Origin of the sequence: Aureimonas altamirensis (assembly GCF_001463885.1) — a bacterium.
GTDB classification, from domain to species: domain Bacteria; phylum Pseudomonadota; class Alphaproteobacteria; order Rhizobiales; family Rhizobiaceae; genus Aureimonas; species Aureimonas altamirensis.
The window spans coordinates 292,513-309,294 of record NZ_BBWQ01000018.1; the positions used below are offsets into that span (position 1 = coordinate 292,513).

Sequence of the window (16,782 nt, forward strand, 5' to 3'; positions counted from 1 at the left end):
CTGCCTGCGGCTTTTGCAGCTCGCTTGCGGCACGTCCGGAATCAGTATCACGCCCTGCTATGAAATCAATACAAGCATTTCATTTTTATAAAAATGGAACAGAAAAACCTTTTGTTACCCGCCGCGACGGTCAGCCAGGGTGACCACGAGCGTCAAGGCGAGCGTCATCGTGGCCGCCAGCGAGCGAAAGCCGCGAAAGTCGCCTTCGACGACTTCCAGCCAGATATCCGCATCGGCACATAAGGGGCTGAAAGGACTATCGGTTATGGCGACGAGAGGCACGCCCGCCTTGGCGAGGTTGCGGCCCCATTCCACCGTTGCCGGCGCATAGGGCGTAAACGAAACCGCAATGGCAGCATCGCCCGGCCCGGCAAACGAGATCGTCTCCGGGTCGGTGCCCATGGCCGATCCGACCAGCGTATTGCGCACCCCGAGATTGCCGAGCGCGTAGCTCATGTAAGAGGTGACCGGAAACGACCGGCGTTGGCCGATAAGGTAGATGGTCTGCGCCTTGGCCAGCAGATTGGCCGCTTTGTCCAACAGGTCGAGGTCGGTACGCTCGTGCAGGCCGGACACGGATTTGCCGGCGGCGGTGCAAAGCCCATCCAGTACGGAGCCGGCACCCGATTTCGCAAGCTCGCCGGTGCGCAGCGCCAGCATGCGCTCGTCGTAATTGGAAACGTGGTTGCGAAGCCTTTCGCGAAACAGCGCCTGCATGTCGGTGAAGCCGGCGAAGCCAAGGGCCTGGCCGAAGCGCACCAGCGCCGAGGGCTGGACGCCGGCCTCCTCCGCGATCCGCGCCGTGGTGCCCAGCGCCACATCGTCGGGACGCGACATCACGAAGCCGGCAACCTGGCGCAGACGTTTCGGCAGCCGAACCTGCCCGCCCGAGAGGCGCTCTTTCAGTTCCGCGAAATTGCGCGGCGGTGAAGCATCGTCTTCGGCCATGAACTCCATTCCAAAATGCAACACGGAAAGAATACACGTTCCAAACCGTTGCGAAAGTGATAGACCACTTCTATTTTGCGTCGCGGGGAGGAGCAGCAGAATGTCCACGCTCGGCATTGGCCTTGTCGGTACAGGATTCATGGGCAAATGCCACGCGCTGGCATGGAACGCGGTGGCCGCAACTTTCTCGGAAACGCTGCGTCCCCGTCTGGTGCATGTGGCGGAGGCCGACTCGGACCTGGCACATCAGAAGGCGGCGGAACTCGGCTTCGCCAAGGCCAGCGGCGATTGGCGCGCCTTGATCGACGATCCGGAGGTGGACGTGATCTCCATCGCCGCGCCCAATCCGCTGCACGCCGCCATCGCCATCGCGGCGCTCGAGGCGGGAAAGCACGTCTGGTGCGAAAAGCCGATGGCCACCACCCGCGCCGACGCCAAGGCGATGCGCGACGCCGCCGCCGCAACGGGCCGCGTGGCGGCGCTTGGCTACAACTACATCCAGAACCCGGCGATCCGCCAGATGGAGGCCCTTGTCGAGGGCGGCGTCATCGGCGCGATCAACCATGTCCGGCTGGAGATGGACGAAGACTTCATGGCCGATGCGGAGGCCCCCTTCGCCTACAAGAACGAGGCGCATTCGGGCTATGGCGCGCTGGACGATTTCGCCGTGCATCCGCTGTCGCTTTTGTGGCGGCTGGCCGGGCCGGTATCGGCGGTGATGACATATCAGTCGCGCCCCTATGCCAGCCGTTCGAACCGGCCCGTGGAAACGCACGAGATCGCGACGAGCCTGCTGCAACTGGCCGGCGGGGCGTCGGGACTGCTGGTGGCCAACCGGGCGGCATGGGGCCGCAAGGGACGCATCGCCATACAGCTTTTCGGATCGCGCGGGACGATGCTCTACGATCAGGAGCGCATGAACGAGTTTCAGCTCTTCACCCGCGATGGGCCAGAGGCCACGCAGGGTTTTCGCACCATCCTGTCCGGCCCCATCCACCCGCCTTACGACCGGTTCGTACCGGCGCCCGGCCACGGGCTGGGCTTCAACGACCTGAAGGTCGTCGAGGCGCATGAGGTGATGGCCGCCATCGAAGGCAAACCCGCCCGCATCGTCGATTTCGATATGGGGCTGGCCATCGAGGATACCGTCCACGCCATGGCGCGCTCGCATTCCGAGCGCGCCTGGGTTGCCGTTTGAAACCGCATCGAACTCGGATCGAAACAATGACACTTGATATCGGCGTTATCGGAACCGGCGCCATCGGCCGGGAACACATCGCACGGCTGCACGGCAAGCTTGCCGGGTCACGCATCGTTGCGTTGAACGACATGGACCGCGACAGCGCACGGGCTGCCGGGGCAGCCCTGTGTCCGGAAGCAAGGCTGCACGACAGCGGACAGGCCCTCATAGCCGATCCGGCGGTGAAGGCCGTGGTGGTTGCCTCCTGGGGACCGAGCCACGAGGAATTCGTGCTTGCGGCCATTGCCGCGGGCAAGCCCGTCTTCTGCGAAAAGCCGCTGGCGACGACGGCAGAGGCCTGTCTTCGCATCGTGGAAGCAGAGGTTGCCGCCGGTCGTCCGCTGGTGCAGGTGGGCTTCATGCGCCGCTACGATGCCGGCTACCGCATGCTGAAGGAGATCGTCTCCACCGGGCGCATCGGCGCACCCCTGATGCTGCATTGCGCCCACCGCAACCCGACCGTACCGGCGCACTATACCGGCGACATGGGCATCACCGATACGTTCATCCACGAGATCGACGTGCTGCGCTGGCTGGTGGGTAACGATTATGTGTCGGCGCAGGTGATCAAGGGGCGCAAAAGCCGGCATGCGGGCCCGGACCTCGAAGATCCGTACCTCGTCATCCTCAAGACGCGGTCCGGCATCGTCATCGATACGGAAATATTCGTGAACTGCCAGTTCGGCTACGACATCCAGTGCCAGGTGGTTGGCGAGGACGGCGCCGCCAGCCTGCCGGAGCCGCCCGCCGTGCCGATGCGGCAGGCCTCGATGGCCTCCAGCGCCATCATGATGGACTGGAAGCTGCGCTTCATCGACTCCTACGACGTCGAATTGCAGGAATGGGTGGATGCCACGCGCCAGGGCCGCGTGACAGGCCCGACGGCATGGGACGGCTACTTCGCCGCCGTGACATCGGATGCCTGCGTGGAAGCCAAGAGAACGGGACAGATCGTGGCGATCGATGCGGTCGAGGCTCCGGACTTCTACCGGTCGTAGTGGCTCGACAGGGCATCGGAGACTCATTAGGAGAGAGGACGCCCGCCCACACTTCGTTTGGATAGTTCCTTGCCAATGCAATTCGACGATGCCGGACGCAGGCGGCTTGAAGCGCTGGAGCGCCTTGGCTTCATGTTCGACAGGGCGCCGAGCTTCATGGCGTTGCTGCGGGGGCCGGAGCATGTCTTCGAGATTGCCAATCCGGCCTATCTCGATATCGTGGGCGACCGGCCCATCATCGGGCTGAGCGTGGCGGATGCCCTGCCCGACGCGGCGGCGCAGGGCTATGTCGACATTCTCGACCGCGTCTACGAGAGCGGCCTTCCCTACCGCACATCGGGCTCCCGCTTCCGTCAGCAGCGCAATCCGGACGGCCCGATCCTCGATCTGTACCTCGACTTCGTCTTTCAGCCGATGGTCGACGAAAACGGCAAGGTTGAGGGCATCTTCGTCGAAGGCTTCGATGTCACCGCCCGCGTTCTTCAGGTCAGGCGGCAGGCTGCGGTGATCGAACTTGGAGACCGGATCCGCGACCTGGAAGATGTCCCGGCGATCGCCCAGGCGGCAGCCGAGATCGTAGCCCGTGTGATCGGCGCATCGCGCGCGGGGTTCGGCACCGTCGACGCTGCGCGTGAAACCGTGCTGATGCATCCCAACTGGTGCGCCGAAGGCGTTGCGCCCGTCATGGGCATGCACCGTTTCCGCGACTATGGATCCTTCATCGAAGATCTGAAGGCGGGACAGACCGTCATCATAGGGGACGTTGCGAAAGATCCTCGCACCGGCGCCTCCGCCAAGGCGCTGAAGGCCATCGGCATCAGCGCTCTCGTCAATGTTCCGATCCGCGAGCATGGCGTCCTGGAACTTGTCGTCTTCGCCCATTTTCCGGACGCGCGCGAGCTATCGAGCGAGGATCTGGATTTCATCCGGCAGGTCGGCGACAGGACGCAGGCCTCGATCAGCCGCGCCAATGCACGGCGGCAGCAGGATGTGCTGAACCAGGAGCTCAGCCACCGGCTGAAAAACACGCTGGCCATGGTGCAGGCGATCGCCTCGCGGACGCTGAAGGGATTGGCGGACGAACCCGCGGTCGATGTGTTCATGCAGCGGCTGCACGCGCTGGCGTCCGCGCATAACGTGCTGCTGCAACAGAATTGGTCCGGCGCGCCCGTGGCCGATGTCGTCGGCGCGGCCCTTGCCAGCATCGAGGCGGTGGACCGGCTGGACATAGACGGACCGCCGCTGCATCTGGGCGCGCGCGTTGCCTTGTCGATGTCGCTGCTGCTTCATGAACTCGGAACCAATGCGCTGAAATACGGAGCCCTGTCCAACAGCGACGGCACGGTGGAAATCCGCTGGTGGACGGAAGTGCGGAACGACGTAGACACGTTCGTTTTCCGCTGGACCGAAAAGGGCGGCCCCGGCGTCTTTGCCCGCACACGGCGCGGCTTCGGCTCCCGCCTGATCGAGATGGGGCTGATGGGCAGTGGCCACGCGGAAATGGATTTCCGGCCCGAAGGCCTCGTCGCCGAGCTGACCGCACCTCTGGAGCGGATCGGCGACATGTAGGCCGCCTTGCGTCAGGCCGTCTCTAGAGCGCCGGGCACCGCGTGCCGGTCGTCCACGGCGGCAAGGCCGAAGGCGATGGACGCCTCCAGCACGATGGCGTCGACATCGGGAAAAACCAGAAACGGGATGTCGGCGCCGACGCCCTCGATGGCGCTCAGCGCAATCGCCTGCCGGATGGACGGCTCGATCAGGTCCATCGCATGCGCGCCTGAGCCCACAAAGGCGACGGGCAACGGATCGATCAGCGTAAACAGGCGGCCAAGGCCATAGCCCAGCGCCTCGCCGGCACGCTCGAATGCGGCGCGTGCACGCGCGTCTCCCGCACGGGCTGCGTCTGCCAGCTCCTGCATCTCGCTGTCGCTGACACGGCGCGAAAGCCCCTTCCCGGCGTCTTCGCCCCTCGCCGCCCGCAGGATGGCATAGTCGCCGGCATAGGCCTCGATACATCCCGCATTGCCGCAGCGGCACGGCGCGCCGCCCGGGACATGGTTCATGTGGCCGAACTCGACCGCCGAGGAATGGGAGCCGCGAAACGTCGTGCCGCCGAGGCGCAGCCCCATGCCGACGCCGAAGCCGATAAACAGCGTCGCGAAGTCGCGCATGGCGCCGTCGCTGGACCAGCGGAAACGCTCGGGCATGAGCCCGCAGTCGTTCATCACCACGACGGGAGCGCCAAGGCGGTCCCGCAGCGGCCCACCCAGGTCTATGTCGCGGGTGCCGACGATGGGCGACCATAGAAGACGCCGGCTTTCGGCATCCGAAACGCCCTGCACCGCAACGACGACCAGCTTCAGAGGCCCCCCCGCCGTCTCGGCGATGGCCGCCGCCGCCAGCCCGGCGACGACATCCACGAGCCCGTCCCCGTCCATGGGCATCAAGTCGACCGACACGTGGCGCGTGGCAAGGACGCAACCCGCATAGTCGGCCACCGATACCGAAACCTCGCCGACGGCGATCTTGATCGCAGCGATACGCGCCGCGCCGCCATCGACGGACAGCTCGATCTCGGGCCGGCCCCGGCGTGCGCCCTGCTGGACCGCAAGACTTTCCTTCAACAAGCCTTCGCGGACGAGATCGGTGGCGATGGCCGCCGCGCCGGACATGGACAGCCCGGTCTCCTGCGACAGCCGGCGGCGGGTAGAGCGCTGCCATCGCCGCACATGCTCCAGCGCGATGCGCCGGTTCTGACGCCTGACGGCCTCCGAATCAGCCTTCGGCAACATGCGGCTCTCCCCCCTTCGATCCCCTGCACTCTCGACGGTGCTTAAGCGCAAGTTGACACAGGCGGAATAGTCTGTCAGCTTTTTTCCGCGCCGTGGAAAAAAGGCGTGACGAGCTGGGAAACTCGTCGGGAGAGGTTCGCCGCCGGATCGGCGGCATGGGAGGATCAGATGAAGACCATTCGTATCGCGCTTGGCTGCGCGGCGCTTTCCCTTGTGCTGGGCTCGGTCGCTTCGGCCCAGGAAGGCAAGACCGTGGGCGTATCGTGGTCCAACTTCCAGGAAGAGCGCTGGAAGGTCGACGAAGGCGCTATCAAGGAAGCGCTGGAAAAAGCCGGCGCCAAGTACATCTCCGCCGACGCGCAGTCTTCGGCGGCAAAGCAGTTGACGGACGTCGAAAGCCTGCTCAGCCAGGGTGCGGACGCCCTGATCGTTCTGGCACAGGATTCCAGCGCCATCGGCCCGGCCGTGCAGCGCGCGGTCGACGAGGGCATCCCGGTGATCGCCTATGACCGGCTGATCGAAAATCCGGATGCCTTCTACATCACCTTCGACAATGTCGAGGTCGGCCGCATCCAGGCCCGCGAGGTCGAGAAGGTCGCCCCGACCGGCAATTACGTGTTCATCAAGGGCAGCTCGGCCGACCCCAATGCCGATTTCCTGTTTTCCGGCGCCATGGAAGTGCTGAAGCCGAAGATCGACTCCGGCGAGATCGTCAATGTGGGCGAAGCCTATACCGATGGCTGGCTGCCTGAAAACGCGCAGGCCAACATGGAGCAGTTCCTGACGGCCAACAACAACGAGGTCGCTGCGGTGGTGGCTGCAAACGACGGCACGGCCGGCGGCGCCATCGCTGCACTGGAAGCGCAGGGCCTTGCAGGCTCGGTGCCGGTTTCCGGCCAGGATGCCGACCATGCCGCGCTCAACCGCATCGCACGCGGCACGCAGACGGTATCGGTCTGGAAGGACTCCCGCGAGCTCGGACGCGAGGCGACCGAAATCGCCCTTCAGTTGGCCGACGGCACGGCGATGACCGATGTCGAGGGCGCCACCACCTTCAACGGCGGTCCGAACGGGGTGGAAATGAACTCGCTCTTCCTGACGCCCGTTGCGATCACCAAGGAAAATCTCGGCACCATCATCGACTCCGGCTGGGTCTCCAAGGATGTCGTCTGCCAGGGTGTCGCGAGCGGCTCCGTGCCGGCCTGCGACTAAGCCGGCCGCTTCACGGTCGTACGTAACGAGGAGTCCGATCGCATGTCCGATGCAACAGTGGAGCGCCGCCGTGATGGCGGCGCCGGATTGCTGACGCGCGCGCTGCGCGCCACGGAAGTGGATACGCGCATGCTCGGCATGCTCGGTGCTCTTCTGGTTATCTGGCTGGTCTTCCATGTCCTGTCCGGTGGCATCTTCCTGACGCCCCGCAATTTGTGGAACCTGTCGGTACAGACAGCGTCCGTCGCCGTCATGGCGACGGGCATGGTGCTGGTGATCGTAACCCGCAACATCGACCTGTCGGTCGGTTCGATCCTGGGCTTCACCGGCATGATCATGGCGGTCACGCAGGTGCAGTACCTGCCGCCGCTTCTGGGCTTCGAAGGACCGTTCAACTGGCTGATCGCCAGCCTGGCCGGCGTGGCGGTGGGTGTGGCCATCGGCGGATTGCAGGGCGTCATCATCGCCTATGCCGGCGTGCCGGCCTTCATCGTCACGCTCGGCGGGCTGCTGGTCTGGCGCGGCGGGGCGTGGTGGTTGACCTCCGGCAAGACGGTCGCGCCGATGGATTCGACGTTCCGCCTGATGGGTGGCGGAGCGGACGGCTCGCTCGGCGAAACGTGGACCTGGGTCATCGCGGCGCTGGCATGCGTGGTCGTCTGTATCTCGTTCGTCGCCGGCCGCCGGCGCCGCCGCCGTTTCAACTTTCCGCAGCGCCCCATCTGGGCAGAGCTGCTGCTGGGCGGTGTCGCCTGCGGCGGCATCCTGGTCAGCGCGGCGGTGCTGAACGCCTACAAATGGCCATCGGCAATCGCCAACCGCTATGCCGAGGCCAACGGCATCACCGTGCCGGATGGCGGACTGTCCATCGGCTACGGCATCGCCATTCCGGTGCTGATCGCCGTGGTGGTTGGCATCGTCATGACCTTCGTGACCACGCGCACCCGGTTCGGCCGCTATGTCTTTGCCATCGGTGGCAACCCGGAAGCCGCGGAGCTGGCCGGCATCAACACCCGCTGGGTGCTGACGAAGGTGTTCATGCTGATGGGAGGCCTTGCCGCCCTCGGCGCGATGATCTCCACTGCGCGCCTCAACGCCGCCACCAATGCCCAGGGCACGCTGGACGAACTGTACGTGATCGCGGCAGCCGTTATCGGCGGCACGTCGCTGGCCGGCGGCGTCGGCACGGTGGCCGGCGCGATGATCGGCGCGGTGGTGATGCAGTCACTTCAATCGGGGATGGTCCTGCTGGGTATAGATTCGCCCCTGCAGGCGATCATCGTGGGTATCGTACTCGTCATTGCCGTCTGGATCGACGGCGTCTACCGCAGGAGGACGGCATGATCGCGACGACGATCGAGGATATCGCCGACCATGGGCGCGGCACTTCGGATGCCATCGACCGGTCCGGCGCGCCGCTGGTGGCCATGGAAGACATTTCCATCGCGTTCGGCGGCATCCATGCAGTGGAGCGCGCCTCGGTAGACCTGTATCCGGGTGAGGTCGTGGCCTTGCTGGGCCACAACGGCGCCGGCAAATCGACCCTCATCAAGATCCTGTCCGGGGCGTATCGGCGCGACAGCGGCGAAATCCGCGTCAATGGGGAGGCTACGTCCATCACCAATCCGCGCGATGCCAAGGCCCACGGCATCGAGACGATCTACCAGACGCTGGCGCTGGCCGACAATGTCGATGCGGCGGCAAACCTGTTCCTCGGGCGCGAGATGCTGACGCCCTGGGGCACGCTGGACGATGCGGGCATGGAGGCCGAGGCGCGCAAGGTGATGGGGCGCCTGAACCCGAATTTCCGCCGCTTCAAAGAGCCGGTGAAAGCCCTTTCGGGCGGCCAGCGCCAATCGGTGGCCATCGCTCGGGCCATCCTGTTCAACGCCCGCATCCTCATCATGGACGAGCCGACAGCAGCACTCGGCCCGCAGGAAACGGCGCAGGTGGGCGAACTGGTCAAGGAATTGAAGAAGGACGGTATCGGCATCTTCCTCATCAGCCACGACCTGCATGACGTGTTCGACCTTGCCGACCGGGTCGTCGTCATGAAGAACGGCAAGGTCGTCGGCGAGGCGCTGACCTCCGATGTCACCAAGGACGAGGTCCTCGGCATGATCATTCTGGGCAAATGCCCGCCGGGGGCCAAGCCGGGGCCCGGCGCGATGGTGGATTGAGAAAAGAGGCTTTGTCATCATGAGCAGACTTGCAGTCGTCACCGGCGGCAATACCGGCATCGGCCGCCACCTCGTCACGGCCTTGGCCGGCGCGGGCTACGACGTTGCCTTTTCGTGGATCGACCGCCCCGACATGACCGAAAGCCTCATCGCCGAGGTGGAAGCCACAGGGCGTCGCGGCTTCGGGCACAGATGCGATGTCGGCCAGGAGGGGGATGTCGTCGCCTTCTATGACGCGGTGCAGGAATGGGCCGGCACGGCCCCGCATCTTCTGGTCAACAATGCCGGCGTGCAGACCTGGGGCCCCCTTCTCGAAACGACCTCGGATGACTGGGACCTGGTCCTGCGCACCAACGTCAAAGGGACGTTCCTGAACACGCGCGAGGCCGCCAAGAAGATGATCGAAGCCGGCATTGCCGGCGCGATCGTCAATATCGGGTCCGGTTGCAACAAGCTGGCCTTCGCCAACCTTGTCGCCTACACGGCGTCAAAGGGCGGCATAGAGCAGTTCACCAAAGTCTCCGCCGTCGAGCTTGGCCGCTATGGCATCCGCGTCAACTGCGTTGCGCCGGGCGCGATCCTGAACGAGCGAACTGCGGCGGAAACGGGCGACTATGCCGGAAGCTGGGGCGCCATCACGCCGCTCGGCCGCGTCGGCACGGTGGAAGACATTGCCGGGCCGGTGCTGTTTTTCGCAAGCGACGCCGCAGGCTTCGTCACCGGCCAGACGCTTTGGGTGGACGGCGGCGTCTTCACGCAGGCGAACTTCCCGCGGTACTGAACGCACTTGCCTGCATCCATTGTCGCCGCGCGACCAGGGTCGCGCGGCAGGGGCGTCAGAATTCCACTTCTGTCGCAATGCCCTTGCGCACGGCCAGGTCCACGATTGCCGATGCGACCGCCAGATCCTGCAGGCCGACGCCGGTTCCGTCGAAGAGGGTGATTTCCTCCGGCGTGGTGCGGCCGGCATGCCCGCCCGTAACCACCTGGCCGATCTCTACGATCGATCCGGCATCGACAAGGCCGGCGGCAACCGCGTGCTGGCTTTCGCCCAGCGTCACCGCCTGTGCCACCTCATCGGTAAAGACGCTCGCGCGGGCAACCAGCTCCGCCTCCACCTCCTGCTTGCCGACGGTGTCGGTGCCCATGCAGGCGATGTGCGTGCCGGGCCGCACCTGTGCGACCTTCAGGATCGGAGCGAAGGACGAGGTGATGGTGATGATCACGTCGGCCTGCGCACCGAGGCCGTCGAGGTCGACGCGCTCGAACGGCAGGCCGCGCCGGGCCGCAACCTCTTCCAGCTTCGACAGCATCTCCGGCTCGACATTCCAGCCGACGATCTTCTCGAAGGCGCGCTGCTCCAGCGCGGCCTCAAGCTGGAAGGTGGACTGGTGCCCTGCCCCGATGATGCCGAGGGTTCGGGCATCCTGGCGCGCCAGATACTTGATGGAGATGGCCGACGCGGCGGCGGTGCGCAGGGCCGTCAGCCGGTTGCCGCCGACGATGGCCCGGCATTGGCCGGTATCGGCGTCGAACAGGAAGACGGCCGACTGGTGGTTGGTCAGCCCCCTCGCCATGTTGCCCGGCCAGAAGCCGCCGGATTTGAGGCCAAGCGCCAGGCTTTCGCCGTCGAAGCCGGATTTGAAACCGTAGAGGGCGTCGGCGTGGCCGAGCGCCTCGCGCACCACCGGGAAGTTGCGCGCGGTGCGCCGTGCCATGGCGGCGAATACGCCTTCCACGGCCACAAAGCAGTCTGCCGGCCCGATCAGGCCGGCAATGTCGCGTTCGGGTACGATAATCAAGTCGATGCGCTCCGCTTAATAGGCCTTGCCGCGCGCCGAGACCGGCCACACGGTTTCGACGACGCCGTTGCGCACGCCGACATACCAGTCATGGACATTGCAGGTAGGATCGCAATGCCCGGGCACGAGCTTGAGCTTTTCGTTGATCTTCAGAACGCCGTTTGCATCCTCGATGACCCCATGCTCGTCCGAGCATTTGATGTATTTCACATCGTCGCGCCCGTAAATGAACGGCAACCCGGAATCCACCGATTGCGCCTTCAGGCCGGCATCGCAGATGGCCTTGTCGGGCTTGGCGTGGCTCATCACGCTGGTCAGGATGAACAGCGCGTTCTGCCATTCGCCCTTGTCGATGCGCTTCCCGTCCTTGTCGTGGATGCGCCCATAGTCGGCGTCCATGAAGGCATAGCTGCCGCATTGCAGTTCGTTGTACAGGCCCGAATTGCTCTCGAAATAATAGCTTCCGGTGCCGCCGCCGCTGACGATCTGCGGCTCCAGCCCCTCGGCCTTCAGCGCCTCGACCGCATCGCGCACCTGGGCGATGGCGGCATCCAGCTTGGCCTTGCGCTCCTCGTAGCTGTCGATGTGCTGCATGGCCCCCTGATAGGCTTGTATGCCGGTGAAGCGAAGGCTTGGTGCGCCGGCGATGGCGCGCGCGATCTCCAGCACTGCCGGGGTGGTGGTGACGCCGCAGCGCCCTGCCCCGCAATCGATCTCGATGAAGCAGTCCAGAACCGTGCCGTTGCGCTGTGCGGCCTGCGACAGATCGGCGACATTGGCCACATCGTCGACGCAGACGATCACGCGGCCGCCATGCAGCGGCAGGCGCGCCAGCCGCTCGATCTTGGCCGGATCGCGCACCTGGTTGGACACGAGCACGTCCTTGACGCCGGCCCGCACGAAGACCTCCGCCTCCGAAACCTTCTGGCAGCAGACGCCGATGGCGCCGCCCAGCTCCTGCTGCAGGCGCAGGACATCGACCGACTTGTGCATCTTGCCATGCGCGCGATGCGCCATGCCATGCGCCTTGGCGTAGTCGCCCATCTTGCGAATGTTGGCTTCCAGCGCGTCGAGGTCCAGGATCAGGCAGGGTGTCTGGATTTCGTCCGCGCTCATGCCCGGCAGGGCGGGAATGTCGTAACCGACCTCGAGGCCGGCGAATTTCGTTTCCGTATCCATGGGCTCTCTCCTCACTGAGCGTTCGGCTGGTTCCAGGGCAGCTTGTCGAGGTCGACATTGCCGCCGGTGATCACGACGCCGACACGCTGGCCGGCGAAAAGCTCTTTGTTCTTCAGTATGGCCGCCAGCGGCACGGCGCTGGAAGGCTCCATGACGATCTTCAGCCGCTTCCAGATCAGCTTCATCGCATCGACGATCTCCGTCTCGGAAACGGTCAGAATATCGGTCACGTTGCGGCTGACGAAATGCCAGGTCAGGTCCTTTAGGGGTACTTTGAGGCCGTCGGCGATGGTTTCCGGAGCGTCGTCGGCAATGATATGCCCGGCCTTGAAGCTTCGGTAGGCATCGTCCGCCTGCTCCGGTTCGGCAGCATAGATGCGGATATGCGGGGCCAGCGTGGACAAGGTCAGGCAGGTGCCGGACACCATGCCGCCGCCGCCGATGGGCGCGATCACGGCGTCGAGGCCGTCGATCTGGTCGTTCAGCTCCAGGGCGCAGGTGCCCTGCCCGGCAATGACGCGCGGATCGTTGTAGGGATGCACGAACTCGGCACCGGTGCGCGCCACGACCTCGGCAAAGACGGCCTCCCGCGAGGTGGTCGACGGCTCGCACTCCACCACCTCGGCGCCGTAGCCGCGTACGGCATCCTTCTTGGCCTGCGGCGCGGTGCGCGGCATGACGACGGTGCAGGGAATGCCCCGCCGCCCGGCGGCATAGGCCAGGCACGTGCCGTGATTGCCCGACGAGTGGGTCGCAACGCCGCGCGCGGCCTGTTCGTCGCTGAGGCCGAAAACGGCGTTGGATGCGCCGCGTGCCTTGAAAGCCCCCGCCTTCTGCATGTTCTCGCATTTGAAGAAGAGGCTGGCGCCGGCAAGGCCGTCGATATGCTGCGATGTCAGGACGGGCGTGCGATGGATGTAGGGCGCGATCCGCTCGCGCGCCGCAAGCATGTCCTGATAGCTGGGTATGGTCATTGTGTTTCCCCCGTCAGGCGGCGAGCCGGGCTTCGGCGGCTTGTGTGCTGCGATAATGCTCTTGTGCGGCGGCGACGCCGCTGCCCAGCGTGATCGGCAATCCAAGATCGGCCATCGCCATTTCGGCGGTCGCTATGCCGGACAGCGCCATGACGTCGCTGAGGCTGCCGAGATGCCCGATGCGGAACAGCTTGCCTGACACTTCGCCGAGGCCGACGCCGAAGGCGACGTCGTACTTGGTGCTGGCATGGGCCACCAGCCGCGTTGCGTCGAAGCCCTGCGGCGTCATGACGGCGGTGACCGTATCGGAGGCGATCTCCGGACGCGTGGCGCAGAGCGGCATCGCCCAGGCCCTTGCCGCCGCGCGGACACCCTCGGCGATCCGCCGATGCCGAGCAAAGACATTGTCGAGCCCTTCGGTCAGCAGCATCTCGGTCGCCAGCTTCAACCCGTTCAACAGGCCGACGCTGGGCGTATAGGGATAGGCGCCGTCGGCGTAGCGCGCACGCATGTCGGCGATGTCGAAGAAGGTGCGCGGCAGTTTCGCATCCGCCATCACGTCCATCGCGCGCGGCGAGCAGGCCACGATGGCAAGGCCCACGGGCAGCATGAATCCCTTCTGCGAGCCGGTGACGGCGATATCGACACCCCACTCGTCCATGCGGAAATCCATCGACGCGATGGAACTTACCCCATCCACGAACAGCATCGCCGGATGGTTGGCGGCATCAAGCGCGCGGCGAACCGCCGCGATGTCCGAGCGAACGCCGGTGGCCGTTTCGTTGTGCGTGGCCAGAACGGCCTTGATGCGATGCTGCCGGTCGGCGCGCAGGCGCGCTTCATAAGCCTCGATGGGAAGCGCGTTGCCCCATGCCTCCTCGACCAGTTCGACATTCAGGCCGTGGCGGCGGCACATGTCGATCCAGCGGTGGCTGAACATGCCGAAGCGGGCGGCAAGGACCGTATCGCCCGGGCTGAGCGTGTTGGTGATGGCCGTCTCCCACCCGCCGGTGCCGGTGGACGGAAACACGAAAACCTCGGACGAGGCGCCCTTGATGACCTTGCGCACACCGGCCAGCGCCGGATGCAGGATTTCGGCAAAGCGCGGCGACCGGTGGTCCAGCGTCGGCATATCCGCCGCGCGGCGCAGCACTTCCGGCATGTTGGTCGGGCCGGGTATGAAAACGGGGTTCTGCATGTACATCGGCAAACGCCCTCCTCGACGATGCTGTCAGCCTAACACCGGTGATCGGCATTGGAAATTTTCTTGAAAAACATTTTCATTTGTGTCGGAATGACGCTTTCTATAGTGAAATCAGCGTGTTGCAGTTTTTCAGACAATGGGGCGGCGATGGCGGGTGAAATCAGGAGGCGCGGTCGTCCGAAGGCTTTCAACGAGCCGGAGGGGGAAGCACGCGTCAAGGCGGTGGACCGCGCGCTGGATGTGCTGGACGCCATCGCGGCATCGGACGGCATCAGCCTCAGCCGCCTGGCAGATCAATTGGACGAATCCGTCGCAACCATCCATCGCGTGCTCGGAACGTTGGAACACCGCGACTTCGTCGAATGCGGTGCGGACGATCAACTATGGCGCGTGGGCAGCGGCGCCTTTCGGCTGGGGTCGTCCTTCCTGCGCCGGACAAACGTGGTGGAGCAGAGCCGCCCTGCGCTCCGCCAGCTGATGCAGTTGTGCGGAGAGACAGCCAACCTCGGCATGGAAAAGGAAGGCTTCGTGCTGTTCCTCAGTCAGGTGGAAACGCATGAGGCGATCCGCGCCTTCTTTCCGCCGGGCACGCTCTCGCCGCTGCATGCCTCCGGTATCGGCAAGGCGCTGTTGTCCACCTACGACGCGCCGCGCTTCGAGACGTTCTGTGCAACGGTGCCGATGGTGCGCTTTACCGATAAGACCCTGACAAGTGCGCAGGATCTGGCCCGTGACATAGCGCTGGCGCGGCAGCGTGGATTTGCCGTCGACGACGAGGAAAAGTCACCCGGCATGCGGTGTGTGGCCGCGCCGATCCGCAATCATCACGGCGAAGCGGTTGCCGGCATTTCCGTGTCCGGGCCAACGCACCGCATGGGCACGGAACGCCTGGACGAAATCGGCGCCCATGTAAAAGCCGCCGCGACCGAGGTGTCGCGGCGGCTTGGCGCTGCATGAAACTGCGTGCTGTCAGCTACCTTCGTACCAGGCTACGAGGCGCTGGCGCTCTTCCGGCGTCATGGAGGTGATGTTGCCCGGCGGCATGGCGTGGCTGCGCCCGGCCTGCACGTATATTTCCCGTGCATGTTCGGCAATCGCCTCGCCGCTGTCCAGCATCACGCCCTTGGGCGCGCGGTGGACCCCCTCCCAAACCGGCTCTGCGGCGTGGCACATGGAGCAGCGGCCCATGACCGTCGTCTTGACGGTGTTGAACTCGGCCGATGCCATCAGCGTTTCGGCCCGCGCCGACACCCTTTCCTGCCCGGTCAGGATCGACGGCGCGGTCGACAGCCACATGATGACGATAAACAGCACGGCGGATGCGCACCATGTCCAGTGCGGCTTGGCGCCGGTGGCATGCATGGTGTTGAAATAATGCCGGATCAGCACGCCGATGATGAAGACGAGCGACGCGATGATCCAGTTGAACTCCGTGCCGTATGCCAGCGGATAATGGTTGGACAGCATCAGGAAGATCACGGGCAGCGTCAGGTAATTGTTGTGCGTCGAGCGCTGCTTGGCGATGCGGCCGTATTTCGGGTCGGGCTTGCGGCCGGCCTTCAGGTCGGCCACCACGATCTTCTGGTTCGGGATGATGATCAGGAAGACGTTGGCCGACATGATCGTGGCGGTGAACGCGCCAAGATGCAGCAGCGCCGCCCGGCCGGTGAACAGATGCGTGTAGCCGTAGGCAACGCAGACCACCACCGCATAAAGCAGCAGCATCAGCGCCGTATCGTGCCGCCCGAGAGGCGACTTGCAGAGCTGGTCGTAGACCACCCAGCCGAGGGCCAGAGACCCCATCGAAATCAGAATCGCCACCGGTACGGAAACGTCCAGCACGTTCCGGTCGATCAGGAACAGGTCGGCCCCGGTGTAATAGACGACAGCCAGCAGGAAGAAGCCGGACAGCCAGGTGGCGTAGCTTTCCCATTTGAACCAGGTCAGGTGCTCCGGCAGGTTGGCCGGGGCAACCAGGTATTTCTGGATATGGTAGAAGCCGCCGCCATGCACCTGCCACTCTTCTCCATAGGCGCCGACGGGAAGCCCCTCGCGTTTGCGAAGGCCAAGATCCAGGGCGATGAAGTAGAAGGACGAGCCGATCCAGGCGATGGCCGTCACCACGTGGAGCCAGCGGGCGGCAAAGGCCAACCACTCCCAGAAGATCGCAAATTCGTACACGGGCACCCCCTCTCGGCTAGGACGGACACTCTACGCTGCCGCCCCGTCGGCGAAATCATGCCGCATTCGGGA

15 protein-coding genes are annotated in these 16,782 nt (G+C 64.9%); 8 read left to right on the forward strand and 7 right to left on the reverse strand.

Annotation, left to right across the window (positions count from 1 at the left end; all coding sequences use genetic code 11):
- Positions 1 to 114: 114 nt before the first annotated feature.
- Entirely contained in the window at positions 115 to 948 is an 834-nt protein-coding gene (locus AUL31_RS14190; protein WP_060608152.1) for a MurR/RpiR family transcriptional regulator, read from the reverse strand.
- A 100-nt stretch (positions 949 to 1,048) separates the two neighbouring features.
- Here AUL31_RS14190 and AUL31_RS14195 point away from each other — a divergent pair, with 100 nt between their 5' ends.
- The 3 genes from AUL31_RS14195 (at position 1,049) to AUL31_RS14205 (ending at position 4,755) form a co-directional block, all read left to right on the forward strand.
- Entirely contained in the window at positions 1,049 to 2,146 is a 1,098-nt protein-coding gene (locus AUL31_RS14195) for a Gfo/Idh/MocA family protein (RefSeq protein WP_060607802.1), read from the forward strand.
- A gap of 26 nt (positions 2,147 to 2,172) precedes the next feature.
- Complete coding sequence (locus AUL31_RS14200) at positions 2,173 to 3,186, forward strand: Gfo/Idh/MocA family protein (RefSeq protein ID WP_060607812.1); 1,014 nt, start codon at positions 2,173 to 2,175, stop codon at positions 3,184 to 3,186.
- Positions 3,187 to 3,261: 75 nt separating this feature from the next.
- On the forward strand, positions 3,262 to 4,755 hold the full coding sequence (locus AUL31_RS14205) for a sensor histidine kinase (RefSeq protein ID WP_060607815.1): 1,494 nt from the start codon (positions 3,262 to 3,264) through the stop codon (positions 4,753 to 4,755).
- A gap of 11 nt (positions 4,756 to 4,766) precedes the next feature.
- Here the strand turns inward: AUL31_RS14205 and AUL31_RS14210 are convergent, their stop codons facing one another.
- Positions 4,767 to 5,978 carry an ROK family protein gene (locus AUL31_RS14210; protein ID WP_060607818.1) on the reverse strand — a complete coding sequence of 404 codons (1,212 nt, stop codon included), beginning with the start codon at positions 5,976 to 5,978 and terminating at the stop codon, positions 4,767 to 4,769.
- A gap of 168 nt (positions 5,979 to 6,146) precedes the next feature.
- Between AUL31_RS14210 and xylF the strand changes: the two genes are divergently transcribed.
- The 4 genes from xylF to AUL31_RS14230 all read left to right on the forward strand — a co-directional run bounded on the left by xylF (position 6,147) and on the right by AUL31_RS14230 (position 10,151).
- On the forward strand, positions 6,147 to 7,190 hold the full coding sequence (gene xylF / locus AUL31_RS14215) for a D-xylose ABC transporter substrate-binding protein (RefSeq protein WP_060607821.1): 1,044 nt from the start codon (positions 6,147 to 6,149) through the stop codon (positions 7,188 to 7,190).
- 42 nt (positions 7,191 to 7,232) lie between these two features.
- A complete protein-coding gene (locus AUL31_RS14220) occupies positions 7,233 to 8,534 on the forward strand; it encodes a sugar ABC transporter permease (protein WP_060607825.1) in 1,302 nt (433 codons plus the stop codon).
- 83 nt (positions 8,535 to 8,617) lie between these two features.
- Positions 8,618 to 9,370, forward strand: a complete 753-nt coding sequence (locus AUL31_RS14225; protein ID WP_060608155.1) for an ATP-binding cassette domain-containing protein — start codon at positions 8,618 to 8,620, stop codon at positions 9,368 to 9,370.
- A 19-nt stretch (positions 9,371 to 9,389) separates the two neighbouring features.
- Positions 9,390 to 10,151, forward strand: coding sequence for an SDR family NAD(P)-dependent oxidoreductase (locus tag AUL31_RS14230; RefSeq protein ID WP_060607828.1), 762 nt, complete (start codon positions 9,390 to 9,392; stop codon positions 10,149 to 10,151).
- 55 nt (positions 10,152 to 10,206) lie between these two features.
- Here AUL31_RS14230 and bhcD read toward each other — a convergent pair whose 3' ends face one another.
- From bhcD to bhcA, 4 genes are read right to left on the reverse strand one after another with little or no spacing between them, the layout of a single operon-like run.
- Positions 10,207 to 11,172 carry an iminosuccinate reductase BhcD gene (gene bhcD, locus AUL31_RS14235; RefSeq protein WP_060607831.1) on the reverse strand — a complete coding sequence of 322 codons (966 nt, stop codon included), beginning with the start codon at positions 11,170 to 11,172 and terminating at the stop codon, positions 10,207 to 10,209.
- A 15-nt stretch (positions 11,173 to 11,187) separates the two neighbouring features.
- Positions 11,188 to 12,351 carry a 3-hydroxy-D-aspartate aldolase BhcC gene (bhcC, locus tag AUL31_RS14240; RefSeq protein WP_060607833.1) on the reverse strand — a complete coding sequence of 388 codons (1,164 nt, stop codon included), beginning with the start codon at positions 12,349 to 12,351 and terminating at the stop codon, positions 11,188 to 11,190.
- An 11-nt stretch (positions 12,352 to 12,362) separates the two neighbouring features.
- Positions 12,363 to 13,325 (reverse strand): beta-hydroxyaspartate dehydratase BhcB, encoded by a 963-nt coding sequence (bhcB, locus tag AUL31_RS14245; RefSeq protein ID WP_060607837.1) that lies wholly within the window; start codon positions 13,323 to 13,325, stop codon positions 12,363 to 12,365.
- A 13-nt stretch (positions 13,326 to 13,338) separates the two neighbouring features.
- The gene (bhcA, locus tag AUL31_RS14250) at positions 13,339 to 14,529 is read right to left on the reverse strand and encodes an L-aspartate--glyoxylate aminotransferase BhcA (RefSeq protein ID WP_060607840.1); all 1,191 of its coding nucleotides are present in this window, start codon (positions 14,527 to 14,529) and stop codon (positions 13,339 to 13,341) included.
- 147 nt (positions 14,530 to 14,676) lie between these two features.
- Here bhcA and bhcR point away from each other — a divergent pair, with 147 nt between their 5' ends.
- On the forward strand, positions 14,677 to 15,486 hold the full coding sequence (gene bhcR / locus AUL31_RS14255) for an HTH-type transcriptional regulator BhcR (protein WP_060607843.1): 810 nt from the start codon (positions 14,677 to 14,679) through the stop codon (positions 15,484 to 15,486).
- A 12-nt stretch (positions 15,487 to 15,498) separates the two neighbouring features.
- On the opposite strand, the gene AUL31_RS14260 is transcribed toward bhcR, so the two are convergent.
- A complete protein-coding gene (locus AUL31_RS14260) occupies positions 15,499 to 16,710 on the reverse strand; it encodes a urate hydroxylase PuuD (protein ID WP_060607846.1) in 1,212 nt (403 codons plus the stop codon).
- Positions 16,711 to 16,782 lie beyond the last annotated feature (72 nt).

Coding starts and splice junctions, on each gene's coding strand:
- xylF (WP_060607821.1), top strand. CDS start 6,147: ATGAAGACCATTCGTATCGCGCTTGGCTGCGCGGCGCTTTCCCTTGTG.
- AUL31_RS14205 (WP_060607815.1), top strand. CDS start 3,262: ATGCAATTCGACGATGCCGGACGCAGGCGGCTTGAAGCGCTGGAGCGC.
- bhcB (WP_060607837.1), bottom strand. CDS start 13,325: ATGACCATACCCAGCTATCAGGACATGCTTGCGGCGCGCGAGCGGATC.
- AUL31_RS14200 (WP_060607812.1), top strand. CDS start 2,173: ATGACACTTGATATCGGCGTTATCGGAACCGGCGCCATCGGCCGGGAA.
- AUL31_RS14195 (WP_060607802.1), top strand. CDS start 1,049: ATGTCCACGCTCGGCATTGGCCTTGTCGGTACAGGATTCATGGGCAAA.
- bhcC (WP_060607833.1), bottom strand. CDS start 12,351: ATGGATACGGAAACGAAATTCGCCGGCCTCGAGGTCGGTTACGACATT.
- bhcR (WP_060607843.1), top strand. CDS start 14,677: ATGGCGGGTGAAATCAGGAGGCGCGGTCGTCCGAAGGCTTTCAACGAG.
- AUL31_RS14210 (WP_060607818.1), bottom strand. CDS start 5,978: ATGTTGCCGAAGGCTGATTCGGAGGCCGTCAGGCGTCAGAACCGGCGC.
- AUL31_RS14220 (WP_060607825.1), top strand. CDS start 7,233: ATGTCCGATGCAACAGTGGAGCGCCGCCGTGATGGCGGCGCCGGATTG.
- AUL31_RS14190 (WP_060608152.1), bottom strand. CDS start 948: ATGGCCGAAGACGATGCTTCACCGCCGCGCAATTTCGCGGAACTGAAA.
- bhcA (WP_060607840.1), bottom strand. CDS start 14,529: ATGTACATGCAGAACCCCGTTTTCATACCCGGCCCGACCAACATGCCG.
- AUL31_RS14230 (WP_060607828.1), top strand. CDS start 9,390: ATGAGCAGACTTGCAGTCGTCACCGGCGGCAATACCGGCATCGGCCGC.
- AUL31_RS14225 (WP_060608155.1), top strand. CDS start 8,618: ATGGAAGACATTTCCATCGCGTTCGGCGGCATCCATGCAGTGGAGCGC.